This window comes from Mycobacterium ulcerans subsp. shinshuense (assembly GCF_002355775.1).
GTDB lineage: Bacteria > Actinomycetota > Actinomycetes > Mycobacteriales > Mycobacteriaceae > Mycobacterium > Mycobacterium marinum.
On the sequence record NZ_AP017624.1, the window covers coordinates 1658885 to 1675413 of the forward strand.

General features: G+C 63.2%; 15 protein-coding genes and 2 pseudogenes. 10 read left to right on the forward strand and 7 right to left on the reverse strand.

The features are described from left to right. Positions 1-181: 181 nt before the first annotated feature. Entirely contained in the window at positions 182-334 is a 153-nt protein-coding gene (locus tag SHTP_RS27960; protein ID WP_015354987.1) for a hypothetical protein, read from the reverse strand. Positions 335-507: 173 nt separating this feature from the next. On the opposite strand from SHTP_RS27960, the gene SHTP_RS07635 reads away from it, so the two are divergent. Both SHTP_RS07635 and SHTP_RS07645 read left to right on the forward strand, forming a co-directional pair. Beyond that, positions 508-861, forward strand: coding sequence for a hypothetical protein (locus SHTP_RS07635; protein ID WP_012393378.1), 354 nt, complete (start codon positions 508-510; stop codon positions 859-861). Between the two features lie 552 nt (positions 862-1413). After that, entirely contained in the window at positions 1414-2112 is a 699-nt protein-coding gene (locus tag SHTP_RS07645; protein ID WP_172900523.1) for an MspA family porin, read from the forward strand. Between the two features lie 43 nt (positions 2113-2155). Here the strand turns inward: SHTP_RS07645 and SHTP_RS07650 are convergent, their stop codons facing one another. The 3 genes from SHTP_RS07650 to SHTP_RS07660 form a co-directional block, all read right to left on the reverse strand. Further along, on the reverse strand, positions 2156-3022 hold the full coding sequence (locus SHTP_RS07650) for a VOC family protein (RefSeq protein ID WP_096370223.1): 867 nt from the start codon (positions 3020-3022) through the stop codon (positions 2156-2158). Positions 3023-3088: 66 nt separating this feature from the next. Beyond that, a complete protein-coding gene (locus SHTP_RS07655; RefSeq protein WP_096370224.1) occupies positions 3089-3784 on the reverse strand; it encodes a hypothetical protein in 696 nt (231 codons plus the stop codon). Between the two features lie 42 nt (positions 3785-3826). Continuing rightward, positions 3827-4444, reverse strand: coding sequence for a PadR family transcriptional regulator (locus tag SHTP_RS07660; protein ID WP_012393382.1), 618 nt, complete (start codon positions 4442-4444; stop codon positions 3827-3829). A 74-nt stretch (positions 4445-4518) separates the two neighbouring features. Here SHTP_RS07660 and SHTP_RS07665 point away from each other — a divergent pair, with 74 nt between their 5' ends. The 3 genes and pseudogenes from SHTP_RS07665 to SHTP_RS29965 all read left to right on the forward strand — a co-directional run. After that, positions 4519-5340 (forward strand): maleylpyruvate isomerase N-terminal domain-containing protein, encoded by an 822-nt coding sequence (locus SHTP_RS07665; RefSeq protein ID WP_096370225.1) that lies wholly within the window; start codon positions 4519-4521, stop codon positions 5338-5340. A 333-nt stretch (positions 5341-5673) separates the two neighbouring features. Then, a complete protein-coding gene (locus tag SHTP_RS07670) occupies positions 5674-6876 on the forward strand; it encodes an ISAs1-like element IS2404/ISMul1 family transposase (RefSeq protein ID WP_420872966.1) in 1203 nt (400 codons plus the stop codon). Positions 6877-7657: 781 nt separating this feature from the next. Beyond that, positions 7658-8704, forward strand: a pseudogene (locus SHTP_RS29965) (PPE family protein); the annotation flags it as partial. Between the two features lie 8 nt (positions 8705-8712). Here SHTP_RS29965 and SHTP_RS07685 read toward each other — a convergent pair. Next, the gene (locus tag SHTP_RS07685; protein WP_420872967.1) at positions 8713-9915 is read right to left on the reverse strand and encodes an ISAs1-like element IS2404/ISMul1 family transposase; all 1203 of its coding nucleotides are present in this window, start codon (positions 9913-9915) and stop codon (positions 8713-8715) included. 144 nt (positions 9916-10059) lie between these two features. On the opposite strand from SHTP_RS07685, the pseudogene SHTP_RS07690 reads away from it, so the two are divergent. The 3 genes and pseudogenes from SHTP_RS07690 to SHTP_RS07700 all read left to right on the forward strand — a co-directional run. Then, positions 10060-10659 (forward strand): annotated as a pseudogene (locus SHTP_RS07690) (alpha/beta hydrolase fold domain-containing protein); the annotation flags it as partial. A gap of 67 nt (positions 10660-10726) precedes the next feature. Then, the gene (gene glsA / locus SHTP_RS07695; protein ID WP_011741248.1) at positions 10727-11689 is read left to right on the forward strand and encodes a glutaminase A; all 963 of its coding nucleotides are present in this window, start codon (positions 10727-10729) and stop codon (positions 11687-11689) included. A gap of 93 nt (positions 11690-11782) precedes the next feature. Further along, positions 11783-12205 (forward strand): pyridoxamine 5'-phosphate oxidase family protein, encoded by a 423-nt coding sequence (locus SHTP_RS07700; RefSeq protein ID WP_096370228.1) that lies wholly within the window; start codon positions 11783-11785, stop codon positions 12203-12205. Positions 12206-12209: 4 nt separating this feature from the next. On the opposite strand, the gene SHTP_RS07705 is transcribed toward SHTP_RS07700, so the two are convergent. Together SHTP_RS07705 and SHTP_RS07710 are read right to left on the reverse strand one after the other, a co-directional pair. Beyond that, positions 12210-14183: a PPE family protein gene (locus SHTP_RS07705; RefSeq protein WP_096370229.1), complete on the reverse strand. Its 1974-nt coding sequence runs from the start codon at positions 14181-14183 to the stop codon at positions 12210-12212. Positions 14184-14510: 327 nt separating this feature from the next. Beyond that, entirely contained in the window at positions 14511-15374 is an 864-nt protein-coding gene (locus SHTP_RS07710) for a phytanoyl-CoA dioxygenase family protein (protein WP_036426372.1), read from the reverse strand. Positions 15375-15513: 139 nt separating this feature from the next. Here SHTP_RS07710 and SHTP_RS07715 point away from each other — a divergent pair, with 139 nt between their 5' ends. Continuing rightward, positions 15514-15828 carry a hypothetical protein gene (locus SHTP_RS07715; RefSeq protein ID WP_094359373.1) on the forward strand — a complete coding sequence of 105 codons (315 nt, stop codon included), beginning with the start codon at positions 15514-15516 and terminating at the stop codon, positions 15826-15828. A gap of 206 nt (positions 15829-16034) precedes the next feature. Further along, a complete protein-coding gene (locus SHTP_RS07720; protein WP_096370230.1) occupies positions 16035-16523 on the forward strand; it encodes an LppP/LprE family lipoprotein in 489 nt (162 codons plus the stop codon). Positions 16524-16529: the final 6 nt, after the last annotated feature.

Consider the following 16529-nt stretch of genomic DNA (forward strand, 5'->3'; position numbering starts at 1 on the left):
TTCAATGCGGTGTGTCCGGGCAAAGGTGGTGTTGTGCGGCGTAGACGACGGCCGGCATTGGGATCCGGCGCGATTGCACACCGCGCACACACGCAGGTGTTGGCCATGCCGCACCTCCCAGGTGGGGGTGATGCTACGCCGACGGCATCTTCTTTGGCGGACGGTTTGATCGGCGCACGCCTCAACCGTGGTGCGGTGGTGCCTCGTTGCGCAGCCATTCGTCGTTTGACGCCCGCCGGATCAGATCCTCATCGCCGAACCTGTCCAGATCCTCGGGCGTGACGCGCACCCGCGGAGGTTTTGCCGGGGCCGGCGGCGGGGTTTCGGAGTCCATGACAGTGATTGTCTCTGATTTGAACGTCGGGTTGGGATTCGCGGTCGCTGCACCCCGGACAGCTAAGACGAACAATCCTGCTGTTTGGGATCGGTAGCGGATCCGCGCCGCTACTTTTCGCGTGACGACGCCAGACAATGGCGTCAGTGGATTTGAGCGAAAGAAGTTCCACGATGTGTGAATCTTCGGCTTCCAGCAAGCAGGCGACTGCCCTGGTGGGTGCGGTGTCACGGCTGAGACCACTAGTCGTCGGCTCGGCAATGACGGTGTTCGTCTATATCGGTCTGGGGCTTGCCGGTTTGGCGCTAGGCGCGGGGACGGCCCGGGCCGATTCGAGATGTGACCCGATCTGTCACGGCACTTGGTGCCCAGGCGAACCGGTGCCGTGGGCGGTGCGGGAGCTGGCCCAAACCTGGGACATGAACGTCTGCCATGACTTTCACCAGGTATCCGGTGGGGTCTACGCGGAGGGGCCACTTCCGCCGGACGCGGTGCGGTGCCCGCCCATTTCGTTTTTGTGCCCCTGACCGGGGTGTGGTCGACGCGTTGAACGCCGATAGTGAAGCCTAGAAGCCCATCTTCTGGCATCTCACATTGTGATTCTGACAGACCATTCCGATCCGGCCTTGGCCTTCCAAGGCGCCCTCCGGATGGCTCTGATGCAACGCGCGTGGATCCTGGGCGGGGGGCGGGTGAGGATGAGCAAATCGTCGATTATCGGGGGAGTCGCATCTTCTGGGTCCGCGTTGGCGATCGCGCTGGGTGGTTGTGCAATTCGTGTACTTACTTGGTTTGCCGGATCGCTAATGGCTGCGCTTGGCGACTAAACTTCACACTTAGCCAGAAATTCGTGGCAGGCGGCAGAGAGGTTGATCAATGCCCCTTCGGAGAATCGCTCACGCAGTGTCGGCAATCCTGATTGCGCTGACGGCTCTGGTGGGTAGCTCCACAAACCGACCGGGTCGTGTCCAGAGTGACGTGTCTGCGTCGCGAACCAGCTACAAACGGGAAACAACTCTGATTTCTTCAACCAGCAAAGCCGTGAGGCGAATCGGGCGGTGCCTAGCGTATCGGCTGTGATGCCGATTTCCGCGGTGATTCGTCGTGCCGCGGTTCTCGCTGTGTGCCTAGTCGTATCGATTTCCGCGCCGTCGGCAGGTGCACAACCGGACGCCCAACCCCCGCCCGGTGCCGTGCCACCGGATGACGGGGCGGTGCCGCCTGGCACACCCGCCAAGATCACCACCCCTGACGGCTGGGTCCTGGCGCTCGGCGCGAAAAACGAGAAACACGTTCCGGTGGCGCCGATGACCACCGCGATCTCGTCTCGGGAGTACCTCTCCAGCGGGATCTTCGGCGCTTCGCTAACCGGGCCGGAAACCCCGCGGGGCATCCTCGAGGTCGGCTACGAGATTGGCTGCGGCATCGACATGAGCACCTCCAACGGCTTCGTCATGGCCAATAGCGGCGGTGTTGCCCCCTCGATCGGCGCCGAACTACCCCTGGGGCCCGGCCAGCCGCCGATTCTCATTCCGCTGATAACCGGGCAATACAACAACGTGGTCAGTGTGGGGCTCAAGCCCGGGTTCGTCGTCGTGGTGCCAGTGGTCAGAAAAGAGTTCAAGGGGGCAAATCCCTGGATCATGATCAGCGCCTTCTATCTCAAAATCGATGGGTGCGTTGGTCAATCGTTCGTCCGCTCGTACGCGACCCTGACCCGGATTACCGATGAATCCGACGTGGTGCTGTCCTACGTCGGCTCCACCAAGGCCGTCTGATCGCATCCCGGCCGATTCGGGTCGGTGGTCCTCGGAGCCCTTACTACGCCGGTGCGGCGGGCTCGATCAGAAGTGTCGGTACGTCGCACGTACCGTCCTTCACGCTGACCACGCGGGTGCCCGGCTTGCGTCCGACCCGAACGTCGGAGACGTCGAACCCGGCTTCGGCGAGGCGCCTTCGCGCGGCATCGGCGTCGGGGACGCGCCAGGACAGCCCCCACACCTGATCGGTTCGGGCTGGAAGCCGCGCGTCGCCCAGTGGCTGCGCGATCTCGATGGTGACTCCGCCCACGCGCAGGAACACCAGCCGCATGCCCCAGTCGGCAAAGCTGCGGTCCAGCGCGAGACGCAGGCCGAGCTGGTCGCGGTAGAGCGTGATTGCCGCATCGGCGTCGGATGTCTTGACCACGACGTGATCGATCCCGGTGACCACCGCATCCGGGGATCCGACTAGTGCGGCCTCGGCAAGGCGATCCGGCGACTCGTGCTCGATCGCGATCATCAACACCGCCCGGGTGCGGGTCTCCGGTAACAGCGCGCTGCGCCAGCGCCGCACCTGTCCGGTTTCGGAGTCGCGGCCGAGACCGGGGGACACCGGCGAGGGCTCGAGCCCGTTTGCGGCGAGCCGCGCATGCGCCGTGTCGAGATCGGCCGTCGCGAATGCGAGCCCGATCGGGCCCTCGCCGCGTTCATCGAGCTGCGCGGTGATCCGCTGCCCGAAGGGCCCATCGCCGCGCGGCGTGATCAGCTCGAGGTAGGTGTTGTCCAGCCGGAACAGCGTATTCGCTGTGCCCCAGCCGGGATGATCTCCGCGCCACGACGGGCTGCGGGACAACAGCGTGGCGTAGCGCCGCGTGGCGTTGTCGAGGTCGCGCACGGCGAGGATGACGTGGTCGAGCGCGTCGAACACATGCCCAGCATGCCTGATCGTCCTGAATGCTCGATCCGCCGGGTTGGCCCGGCGGGGTAGGGCCCGCTAACCGCCGCTCTCGCGGGCCTTGATCGCGTCTTGGGATATGTAGACGTCGAATTCGACCGGTGCGGCGATGACGGCGTTGCCGTAGGCCGAGCGCACGAATGGCTTGGTCCACCACTTGCCGCCGCGCATTTCGGCGAAGAAGCTCCCCTCACCGCCGTTGAGGAAGATCTGGTGCCGTGTCGGTGAAACACCGTCGAGACGCTCACCAAACAGGCGGGTCACCTTGTAACCGGAATGCATGCCCAAGATATTGACCCAATGGTGAAGCTCGACGATGTCGGCTTGCAGCACCCACATGTCGCCTTCGAGCTGATAGGTGTGGCGGCTATAGGCCTTGCCGGCATCGTCGTAGAGGTCGTAGAGGGTGAGATCCACGTTGAGTTCATGCGCGGAGTTGCTGACCTGCGTCGCCACCACGTGGGCGGCCTTGACTTCGCCGGTCAACCCCAAATACGTCTGCACCAGCGTGGCAAACCAGAGCATCAGTAGCGAAACAACCAGCAGCGCAACGCCGGTGACCGCTCGCCCGGGCCGGAATCGCAGTCGGCGCCCGCGCGCCGCCGCTCCCGAGCGGTCGCCGGAATGCACCTTCCGGCGTCGTCCGACCACCGACGACAGCAACATCACCACGGCGGCGACGGCGATGCCCGCCAGCACGATCTGCGCCAAGCCGAACTGGTGAGGGAAGTTCATATCCGTAGTTGTACCCGCTGAACCTCAATGCGAAGCCACGACCTAGGGGTGTTCGCTAATTGCCCGCACCAGTCGTTGCCGGCCGCTGGGGGTGAGCCCGATGTCCTGAGTGCCTTGCCAGGTCTCGACATCGGCCAGAGTCTCTTCGCACCAACGCAATAGCAGATTGTTGAAGTCGGAGTAGAAGGACACGAGGCGTTCGTTGAGGTGCAGTCGCTGCGGGAACGGTCCTCCCGTCGCGAGCAGCTCCGCCACGAGCGGTAGACCTTCGGCGCGTACCGTGCGCGCTTGCCGTGCTGTCGCTTCGACGGCGGCGCGTAGATCGTCCATGTTTCCTTGGTCGGCGAGCATGACCCGAAGCAGTCCCTCGATTTCGAGCGTCGGGGGTGCCGGCTCCGTGCCGAGCCAGGCCTGTAGCGCGGCGCGGCCAGCGGGAGTGATCGTGTAGCGGGTGCGCCGCCGCCGCCCGCCCTCCACGTGCGCTTCGGCGTGTCCGCGTTCGACCAGACGCTTGAGCTCCGCGTACAGATGTCGCTCCGACCGGGGCCAAAACCAGTGCAGACTCCGCTTCGACTGGGCTACCAGCTCGTATGCCGTCCAGGGTTGCACGCCCAGCAATCCGAGGACTGCGAAAGAACTGGCAGTTGGTTGAGGCGTCATGCTATTGACAGTACCGCATGATGCAGCAAGTAATACTGCACTATGCAGCAACGCCCTCCCGCAAGGAGATCGTGATGAACGCAGCCGAGTGCATCGCCCTTGTCGACACCTCCCGGGATGAGTTACGAGATCGAATTTCGCTGGCACACAGGCGATTTGATCGCCTCATTCGCACCGCGGACCCGCTGGCCCGACCGCCGGGCCACGATTGGACAGTGCAGCAGATCGCGGCCCATGTGCTGACACTGGCGCACCGCTATCACCAGATCGCGCGGGGGCGTGACTATCGGCACGCGGGCAGCGCAAGTGCTGTCGCCGCACTCAATCAGTCCGAGCTGGAGGCGGTGCTGGCCCCGGTGTTCGAACTCGCCGATCAGCTTCAGGCACTGCTTCCGGAGATCGACGCCTTCTTCGACGCGAACAGCGACGACCGGCTGGCCATCCCGTTTCATGGCTGCGGCTTCATGTCGACCAACACCGCGCAGACCAACTTGTTGGGTGAATTCCTCCTGCACGGCCAGGATGTCGCGCAAGCGGTAAAGCTGCCCTGGGACCTACCCGAACGCGACATGGCGCTGATACTGCGGGGGGCAAGGGAGATGGTGCCCATCTACCTACGCCCTGGGGTGGGCGCCAACGTCGATATTTGTGTGGCCTTCCAGGTCCCCGCGGCGCGCCCGTATCTCATCCATATTCACGACGGAACCGCCGAGATGCGCGAACGCCGGCCTGAGGACCGCCCCGACGCGGTGTTGCGGGCACCCGCGTCGACCATGACTCAGCTGCTCTATCAACGCATCGGGCAGTTCGCCGCCGTCCGCCGCGGTCTGTGGCTGACCGGTGGCCGGCGGCCCTGGGTGGCACTCAAACTCATGACGTACTTCGAACGGGCCTGACCCGCCCCGCGCGCCATCAATGGTCCGCGGCACAGGTCAGGGGACATCAGGAACATTTACCAGACAGATCATTTGCCAACCCATATACGGCATTTGTCTGCTCTTCCATGTAATCGAAGCTGCCCCAAGTGCCCGCCTCTGGCCAAGCCAGGCTGGTCGAGCCGTCATCCAACCAGTAGAGTCCTTCGACCAGGGCTCCGGCGTTGTTGATTAGCAGGCTTGTGAGCTGGGTTGATGATCTTTGGTGCCGCGCTATTGGGGCCGGAGTGTAGGCACGGGCTATCTGGAGAACGATCGAGTTGGTTACTGTTCGTCGTTGGTCTGGAGTTGCCCGTGCCTACCGTTTCAGTATTGCCTGTGTCGTCGGTTCCAGAGGTGTTCGACCGCTGGAGTCCTGGTGAGCGCAGCGAGCTCATCGGATCGGAGTTTCTCGATGTGTTGGCCTCGGTGCCAGACCCGAGGAACCCACGCGGTCGGAGGTATTCGCTGATGGCTTTGTTGGCGATCGCGGTTCTGGCCACTGCCGCGGGGATGCGCGGCTATGCTGGTTTTGCCACATGGGCGGCCACCGCTCCCGATGATGTGTTGGCCCAATTAGGGGTCCGGTTCCGGCGGCCCAGTGAGAAGACCTTCCGTGCTGTTTTGTCTCGGCTAGACCCCGCCGACCTCAACGCCAGGATGGGCAGTTACTTCACTGCACACGTGGCCAGCAGCGACCCCAGTGGATTGGTGCCGATCGCGTTGGACGGCAAGATGCTGCGTGGTGCTTTACGCGCCAAAGCGACAGCCACGCATCTCGTGTCGGTGTTCGCCCACCGTGCCCGATTGGTGCTCGGTCAACTCGCTGTCGCCGAGAAAAGCAATGAAATTCCCTGCGTACGTGCCCTGCTCACGCTGCTGCCGGGTAGCTTGCGGTGGCTGGTCACCGTGGATGCGATGCATACCCAGGTCGTCACCGCGAAGTTGATCTGCGCCACCTTGAAGTCGCACTACCTGATGATCGTCAAGTCCAACCAAGCCAAAATACTTGCGCGTATCACCGCGCTGCCCTGGGCCGAGGTGCCCGCAGCCGCTACCGACGACTCCCGCGGCCACGGCCGTGTCGAGACCCGCACCCTGCAAATCATCGCCGCTGCACGAGGAATCGGCTTCCCCTACGCAAAACAAATCATCCGGATCACTCGTGAACGCTTGATCACCGCCACCGACCAGCGCAGCGTGGAGGTGGTCTATGCCATCTGCAGCCTGCCGTTCGAGCACGCCCGCCCTACCGCGATCATGACCTGGATGCGTCAACACTGGGGAATCGAGAACAGCCTGCACTGGATACGCGACGTCACCTTCGACGAAGACCGTCAAAGGGCACATACCGGAAACGGCGCACAGGTCCTAGCAACGCTACGCAACACCGCGATCAATCTGCACCGCCTCAACGGCGCCGACAACATCGCCGAAGCCTGCCGGATCACCGCTTTGACCGCCAACCGCCGCTTAGACCTCCTCAATCCACAATTCCCCAGCTCACAAGCCTGCTAATCAACAACGCCGGAGCCCTGGCCCTTCGACCGATTTCTGCAGATTGTTTGAAGCACGGTCCAGCCTGCCGAGAAGAGGTTCTAAACCGGGGACGTTGTGGTCGGCATTGAGATCCTGAAGGCGCAAAATACCTTGACGCATTGTGTTTAGCTGTCCTGTGGCGTCCCGCCGCTGCCATCCGCCGGATAAGTACGGCGAACTGATAATCCTGCGTGTCTCGTTGATTCCGGGCGACACTTGGTTGTCGAGAATATTGCGAATTTGATCAGGCACTGCACAAGGAACGGAACCCTGGGGTGCGGCTCCCGCTTTTGGCGCATTGCACACGAGCGGGAAGATGGCTACTGCGATAGATAGTGCGATGAGTCGTAGGGGCACGACGGAACTCCTGATCGGATCACTAATCACTGAACTCCTGCTAAATGATGACCGTCTGGGTTTGATTAAACGGTTGAGCAGGATTCGGCTGGTCGATTCAACGTTACCTGTGGCGGTTATCGAGGCGATGTTTCTGGCGCGGTTCTAACGGGTTGCAATCACCCTGTAAATTCCTTTTACGAATTTTTTGAGTCAGATTTGTCTTGTCCGAATTTAGTTGAATTCTCGCCGGTCGGAGCGTATTCAATATGAGCACCCCGCAGCGTGTTCCGCGCCGGCCGGTAGCCCCCCGGTGTCCCCTCGCGCCTGCGCATTAGAGCCCTCTCGAAGGCGTCGAAGATGTACGTTGCTGCAAAGGGGCCGCTGAAGTGCTGATCGAGGGGGACCGCTAGTGAGTTTCTGGATGTGGCCGCCCGAGGTGAATTCGGTGCTGCTGCTTGATGGGCCGGGGCCGGGGCCGATGCTGGAAGCGGCCGCCGCCTGGGACGGGATCGGTACCGAGGTGAGCGCCGCGGCCTCCGCATTTGGCTCGGTGACCTCAGAGCTGGCTGGCCAGGCCTGGCAAGGCCCGGCATCGGCGTCGATGTGGGCCGCGGCGGTCCGATACCTGGATTGGCTGGGGGGCACCGCCGCTCAGGCCGAGCAGTCGGCAACCCAAGCCCGGGCGGCGGCCGTCGCATATGAGGCGGCACTGGCAACCATCGTGGACCCCGGATTGATCGTGGCCAACCGCGGGTAGCTGGTGTCGCTGGTGTTCTCGAACCTGTTCGGCCAGAATGCGCCGGCGATCGCGGCCGCTGAGGCCGCGTATGAACAGATGTGGGCTCAGGATGTCGCGGCGATGGGTGGCTACTACTCCAGCGCGTCGGCGACGGTCGCGGCGCTGGGGCCGTGGGCCCGAGCGCTGGAGAATCTGCCAGGCGAATTCGCCCGAGCCCTGGACAACGGTCTTGTCCTGGTCGAGCAGGAGATCGAACAGGCCGCCACAACATTGGCCACCGAATTCACCCAGGTGTCCAACACGCTGTTCACCACGATCTTTGGGGCGCCGGCCGATCCTCCCTTCGCGGCATCGCAGACCGGGACATTTACCGGCACCCCGTCGCTGATAACCAGATTTGAAAATACTGCGCTGTTGCCGCTAAAGCCACTGCTGAGTGTGTCCGGGCTCGACAGTCAAATTGCGGTTCCCGGCAACCCGCTGCTGGCGTTGGTTGCCAGCGACATCCCGCCGCTGTCGTGGTTTATCGGCAATTCCCCGCCGCCGCTGTTGAACTTGCTACTGGGCGAAACGGTGCAGTACAGCACATATGACGGGATGAGCGTCGTGCAGATCACGCCGGCTCAACCAACCGGGGACTACGTGGTCGCCATTCACGGTGGCGCATTTATCTTTCCGCCCTCTTTTCTGCACTGGATCAATTATTCGGTGATGGCCCAGGGCTCCGGCGTTGTTGATTAGCAGGATTGTGAGCTGGGGAATTGTGGATTGAGGAGGTCTAGGTGGCGGTTGGCGGTCAAAGCGGTGATCCGGCAGGCTTCGGCGATGTTGTCGGCGCCGTTGAGGCGGTGCAGATTGATCGCGGTGTTGCGTAGCGTTGCTAGGACCTGTGCGCCGTTTCCGGTATGTGCCCTTTGACGGTCTTCGTCGAAGGTGACGTCGCGTATCCAGTGCAGGCTGTTCTCGATTCCCCAGTGTTGACGCATCCAGGTCATGATCGCGGTAGGGCGGGCGTGCTCGAACGGCAGGCTGCAGATGGCATAGACCACCTCCACGCTGCGCTGGTCGGTGGTGGTGATCAAGCGTTCACGAGTGATCCGGATGATTTGTTTTGCGTAGGGGAAGCCGATTCCTCGTGCAGTGGTGATGATTTGCAGGGTGCGGGTCTCGACACGGCCGTGGCCGCGGGAGTCGTCGGTAGCGGCTGCGGGCACCTCGGCCCAGGGCAGCGCGGTGATACGCGCAAGTATTTTGGCTTGGTTGGACTTGACGATCATCAGGTAGTGCGACTTCAAGGTGGCGCAGATCAACTTCGCGGTGACGACCTGGGTATGGATCGCATCCACGGTGACCAGCCACCGCAAGCTACCCGGCAGCAGCGTGAGCAGGGCACGTACGCAGGGAATTTCATTGCTTTTCTCGGCGACAGCGAGTTGACCGAGCACCAATCGGGCACGGTGGGCGAACACCGACACGAGATGCGTGGCTGTCGCTTTGGCGCGTAAAGCACCACGCAGCATCTTGCCGTCCAACGCGATCGGCACCAATCCACTGGGGTCGCTGCTGGCCACGTATGCAGTGAAGTAACTGCCCATCCTGGCGTTGAGGTCGGCGGGGTCTAGCCGAGACAAAACAGCGCGGAAGGTCTTCTCACTGGGCCGCCGGAACCGGACCCCTAATTGGGCCAACACATCATCGGGAGCGGTGGCCGCCCATGTGGCAAAATCAGCATAGCCGCGCATCCCCGCGGCAGTGGCCAGAACCGCGATCGCCAACAAAGCCATCAGCGAATACCTCCGACCGCGTGGGCCCCTCGGGTCTGGCACCGAGGCCAACACATCGAGAAACTCCGATCCGATGAGCTCGCTGCGCTCACCAGGACTCCAGCGGTCGAACACCTCTGGAACCGACGACACAGGCAATACTGAAACGGTAGGCACGGGCAACTCCAGACCAACGACGAACAGTAACCAACTCGATCGTTCTCCAGATAGCCCGTGCCTACACTCCGGCCCCAATAGCGCGGCACCAAAGATCATCAACCCAGCTCACAAGCCTGCTAATCAACAACGCCGGAGCCCTGGGTGATGGCCCACCAGACCGGCGCGACCGTTCAGGTGCCGATCTACCCGTTGCTGCAGGAAGGGGGTACGGCCGGCACCGTGGTACCGGCGATGGCCGGCCTCATCTCAAACCAGATCATGCAACATGGTGCCGCCAACGTCAGCGTGATCGGCGACTCCGCGGGCGGCAACCTGGCGCTGAGCGCGGTCGAATACATGGCGAGCCAGGGGAGCCAAGTGCCGTCGTCGATGGTTTTGCTGTCGCCATGGCTGGACCTTGGGATGACCAATCCAAATATTGCTTTCGTCCAGGACCCGCTCCTCCCGTTCGGGCCCGCACAACAGATCGGCAAGGCGTGGGCGGGCAATCTCGCCGTGACCGACCCGATGGTGAGTCCGCTATACGGGTCGCTGAGTGGACTTCCGCCCACCTACGTCTACGCGGGGTCGCAGGAAATCCTCGCCCCGGACGTGCTCGTCCTGTAGCAAGAAGCCGCAGCCATCGGAGCCCCGTTCAACTTCGTGTTGGCCCATGGCCAGATTCACGACTGGGTGTTGCTGACGCTGGACGGTCCGAGATACCTCGCGCAGATCAACCAGGAACTCGGCATCGCGGCCTGAATGCGGGATGCGCCGTTGACTGCTGTCGCCGCCGCTGATGCCGGCGCCATCGAACAGAATTGAACCCATGGCTCCCACTTCGGTGTCGAACGCCCGGATCGAGAAGGCAGTCCTCGACGCACACGAGAAGCAGAAGAACAAGCACGGCGGCAAGAACGCCGACTACATTCCGATTCTGGCGCAGGTGCCCTCGACCCTATTCGGAGTGTCCGTCGCTACCGTCGACGGACAGGTCTTCACCGCGGGTGATGCGGGGTACGAGTTTGCGCTGGAATCGATCTCGAAGATCTTCACTCTTGCGCTGGTGATCGAACAACGCGGTCCCCGAGAGCTGCGCCTCAAGGTTGGCGCGGACCCAACCGGTGAGGCGTTCAACTCGGTGCTGGCGCTCGAGCTGCACAACGACAAACCGATGTCGCCGCTTGTCAATGCCGGCGCGATATCGACGACCAGCCTGGTGGACGCCGTTGGTCCCGAGGACCGCTGGCGCCAGATCGTCGGGGCGCAAAGCGATTTCGCGGGACGTCAGATCTCGATCAGCGAGGAGATCAACGCCTCCGAGCAGGCCACCAACTTTCACAATCGCGCCATCGCCTGGCTGCTGCGCGGCAGCGGATACATCTACTGCGATCCGATGGAAGCCTGCGACATCTACACCCGCCAGTGCTCGACGTTGGTCACGACGGCGGACCTGGCTGTGATGGGGGCGACGCTGGCCAACGGCGGGACGAATCCGATCACCGGCAAGCGAGTGATCGCACGCAAGAATGTTCCGCATGTGCTCGCCGAGATGACGATGGAAGGTGTCTACACCCGCTCGGGCGACTGGGCCTATACGGTCGGGTTGCCCGCCAAGAGCGGCGTGGGCGGCGGGCTGGTCGCCGTCGCGCCGGGGCAGCTGGCGATAGCGGCCTTCTCGCCGCCGCTGGACAAGGTGGGCAACAGCGTTCGCGCCCAAGCCGCTGTGGCCCAGATCGCAGACACCCTGCAACTCGGGCTGTTCAACGTTCCCGGCGAGGAAGACGAATAGGGGACTCGGCTCGGCCGCCCAAACCGCGAGCAGTGCCGAGATGGGGACCTTCGGCCGTGGCGGTGACCGGTGCGTGCCGACGAGAATCGCGTGATGGCCCAACGCGAGCTCGAAGAACTCTCCGACGCCGAATGCTTTGAGCTGCTCGCTACCGGGCGGGTTGGCCGACTGGTGTACCAAGACGACCTCGGACCGGTCGCCGTTCCCGTCAACTACGCGATGGCCGGACACGACATCGTCGTCCGAGTTGAGGGCGGCGCGAAACAAGCGGCGATGGCCCAACCGATGCTCGCTTTCGAGGTCGACCATGTCGACGAGGGCCAGCAGTCGGCATGGAGTGTCCTGGTGCGCGGTCCCGGGGCAGAGGTCGACATGGAACGGATTCCGGCGCTACTGCGAGAGATGGATGGCCACTTCCCCAAGCCGTGGGCGCTCGGCATCCACAACGTCTGGCTTCGGATTGTGCCCACAACCATCACCGGGCGGCGGCTCGGCGGGCAGCGTCGGTCGTGGTGACCTGCTACAGCAACGGGACGAACGACAGCAGGGAAAGCAGCAGTATCAGGGGGACACCGGAATTGGCGGTGCCGGAATTGAGGACACCGGAGTTCAACGAACCGATGTCCAGCACACCCGAGTTGTAGCCGCCCAAGGTGAAGAAGCCCGCGTTGCTGCCATCGCTGCCCGCGTTGACGAAGCCGGTGTTGTAGCCGCCGTTACCGACGTTGAAGAATCCCGTGTTGTTTCCGCCGTTGCCAAGGTTCAACAAGCCGGTGTTGCCGCCACCGGCGCCCGAGTTGAAGAAGCCCGCGTTGCTCCCGCCGGCCCCCAAGTTGAAGAATCCCGAGTTGTAGCCGCCGCTGCCCACGTTGAAGAAGCCCGAGTTCGCGACGGTTTGGGTGATCGCACTGCCCAAGCCGGTGTTGAGATCACCCGAGTTCCACATGCCGGTGTTGATATCGCCCGCATTCCAGAAACCAGTGTTGTAGCCGCCCGCGTTGAAGGCGCCCGTATTGTGCGCGCCCGAGTTGAAGCTGCCCACGTTGAACCCGCCCAAGACGAAGTTGCCCGAGTTGAAGCTACCCAGGTTGCTGGTGCTCGAGTTGAAGCTGCCCGCATTGAAGCTGCCCGAGTTTCCCACGCCGAAATTGTTGATTCCCGAGTTGCCGAATCCCACGTTGAACCCCGAGCCCGCGTTGAGGCCCGAGTTCCCGATGCCAGTATTGAGCGCGCCGGAATTCCCGATGCCAGTGTCGATGAAGTCCGAGTTGCCAAAGCCGGTATCGATGGCACCCGAGTTTCCGATGCCCCAGTTCCCGACCCCGGAGTTGAAGAAACCAACATTGCCGGTGCCGGAGTTGCCGAAGCCGAGATTGCCGCTGCCGGAATTCAGCCCCCCAAACCCCATCTGATTGTTGCCGGTAAGGCCGATGCCGATGTTTCCCGAACCGGTGTTGCCGAAGCCGACGTTGTTGTTGCCGGTGTTCCCGAAGCCCATGTTGTCGCTGCCGCGGTTTGCCAGGCCCACATTGTTGTCGCCCTGATTTCCCCAACCCTGGTTTTGGTTGCCGATGTTGCCGCTGCCGGTATTGCCGCTGCCCAGGTTCCCGTTGCCGAAGTTGTCGTTGCCCGCGGTTCCCCCCAGCCCCGCGTTTCCGAAGCCCACGTTGTTATCGCCGTGATTTCCGCTGCCCTGGTTGTAGTTGCCGGTGTTGCCGCTGCCCCAGTTGGAGTTTCCGAGATTTCCGCTGCCGACGTTGCTGTCACCGCGGTTGCCGCTACCGAGATTGCCGTTGCCGGTGTTGCCGCGACCCAGGTTGGTGTTGCCGGTGTTGCCGCTGCCCAGGTTTTGGGTGCCGACGTCGCCACTGCCCACGTTGCTATCGGTGTTGTTGATGCCCAGGTTGGGCCAACCATTCGCGGCCGCAGCGGCGGTGGCTGAGCCAGCCAGTTGCCCCGGCAGGCCGGGCAGGCTCTGCAGCCACTGCTGCCATGGTGCCAACTGCGCGGCCGCCGCCGACGCGCCGCCGTGATAACCCACCATCGCGGCCACGTCGGCGGCCCACATCGCCTCATATTCGGCCTCGGTGGTCGCGATTGCCGGCGCGTTCAGCCCCAACAGATTCGACCGCACCGGCGACACCAGCTGGGCGCGGTTGGCCGCCACCAGCATCGGATGCACCGTGGCCGCTCGGACCGCCTCGAACGCTGCTGCCACCACCTTGGCCTGCGCGGACACATCACCGGCGCGGGCGGCCGCTAAACCCAGCCAGCCCGCATAGGGAGCGGCCGCGGCGGCCATCGCCGCCGCCGCGGGGCCCTGCCACGACCCGCCCGTCAGCCCCGACGTCACCGACGAAAACGCGGCCGCCGCCGTGCTCAACTCGTCGGCCAACCCGTCCCAGGCGGCTGCGGCCGCCAGCATTGGCCCGGACCCCGTGCCAGCGAATATCCGTAGCGAATTGATCTCTGGCGGCAACACCGAAAAGTTCATCACTGTCGTCCTCGTACCAGTGCCTTCTCAGCGTCGGGGGCAATTGTTCGTTGTCACCGTGGCGCTATTTGAAAGCGTAATTTTAATGACTGACTTGGCGGCATGTTGCCGCCTTTGAAGAGAAAAGCTCGACCGCATCGTCGACGCGGTGGCGTCGGCCGGGCTCGGATGCCGCGGTTTGCGCGACGCCCGTGACCAGTGTTTCGCGTCAGGGCGGGGACGTGTTCATTTGCGGTCCTTCGCGGTAGTCAGGCCGAAGACGGTTCGGATGATTCGCGAAATATTTGCATTCGCTCGCGGCTACCAATCCCAACAACGCATCCAAACCTAGGAATCAGGCCCGGACTCCAACAGTCGCAATGGGTGCAGGCCATCAACCGCGCCAACGAACGGGGGATGGATGCTGTAGCCGAGCATCCGGCGAATGTCGTCGGAGACCGCTCGGGCAATTTCGCGCGATATTGACAGGGTGTAGGCCTCCATCGGGCGCAGCCACGGTTCGCAGTACTGGGCGGTGACGGCCAGACGCTCGCTGGTGCTGGTATTGGCGCCACCACCATGCCAGAGGGTGCCGACGAAGAAGACGCACGAGCCGGCAGGCATCACGACGGGCAGCACCTGATCGTCCGGGCCCGGCGGACGTCTGCCCCAACGATGGCTGCCGGGGATGACCACCGTGGCGCCATTGTCGGCGGTGAAGTCGTCGATCGCCCAGATCGTCGCCGCCGCCAATGGTGCCCTGGGCCGCGGAATCGGGTAGAACCCGTCGTCATGGTGAGGTAGCTGCGCGTCTTCTCCGGGCAGAATGTTGATCGCCTGCAATGCCGAAAGCAGGTAGTTGGGCATCAATATCCGATCGAGCACCGCCAGCACCCGTGGATGATCGGCAAGCCGGTCGCACACTCGCGTCCTGCTCAACACGCTGTAGATGCGTTGGGTGCGCCGGCCCTCAAACGAGTTACGTCCGGTGTGCTCGAGCCAGGGTCGTACGACCTCTTGGATCAGCCGGCACTGCTCGGCACTGAGCAGGTTCTCCCAGATGACGTAGCCGTCGCGGTCGAGGGCCGCCATGTCGGCCTCGATGGTCGCGCTGTCGACCGAGCTTCCGCCGCTTGGCGTCCATTTGTAGCGGTGCGCCAGATCGCCCTTGAGGTCTTCCAAGGTTGTGACGGCTTCGTCATCAATGCTCATTGGCACTCGTCCTTTTCCCGCTGGCACCAACGGCGGCCAGCCCTGCGCGGCGACGGCTCGCACCACCACAGTAAGCCGACGATGGCCGAAATGGGTCAGACCAGGCGGCGGCTGACGGCTCGATCGGTACCCTGGCGCCATGAAGACGTTGCTGCCAGCCCTGTCGCTGGTGATCGCGCTGGCTGGTCCAGCCGCACTTCCGGGCATTATCGCCACGGCCCAGGCCGAACCGGTCATGTTCGAGCCCGACTGGCCCAATCACCAGGAGCAAGCCGAACAAACGATATGCCTGGCTCTGGCGCAAGGCTGGCCACGCACCCAGATTGTCGACGTCGCCGAACACGCAAACGACATCGACCAGACGGGACTGAGCGTGCCTGAGGCCGCCCGGCTGGCCGACACGTGGATCGACGAGGCGCACAACACCCTTTGCCCAACACTTGCCCTGGATTGACCGTTCGGCGGCGCCGCACCTTCTGACTAGCCAGCTATCAGCTGCATACCAACTTCGACTCAGATCTGCGACATTCCCTCGTCCCGCCCTTGTCGGCCCGTGTAATCGCCTGTGTACTCGGTGAGGTCAGGGCTCATCGAATGCCCGGAGATCGGCCGCGATGAGGTCTGCGACAACGCATTCCGGGGAGAGGAGGCAGTGCTTCCATGCGAATAGTTGGTTGGGCAGCGACGGTCGCTGTCCTGGCCGCCTTGAATCCGCTGGCGCCACCGGCACAAGCGGAACCGACCTGTGGGGTCAACCTCAATGCCCCAGAGATCCAGGCAGCGATCAAGTCATTGCCAACCCTGCCGCAGAGCTACCCGTGGGACACCAATCCGCGCAGCTTCGATCCGAGTAGCAACTACAACCCGTGTTCCACACTGTCGGCGGTCATCATCAGCGTTGAAGGCGCGACGGGCAGCTCACCGGACCTCGTTCTGCTTTTTCACAACGGCACCTCCGCCGGTATTGCCACCACAAAGGCGTATTCGTTTACGACGCTGAATGCGGCGAAGACAACCGATGACACGGTGGCCCTCGACTACAAAGACGGCAGAGACGTCTGCACGGCGTGCCCCGGACCGATCACGACGGTGAGGTACGAGTGGAAGGGCGACCACGTCGCGATGTTGGACTCGGCGCCGGCTTGGTGACCCACG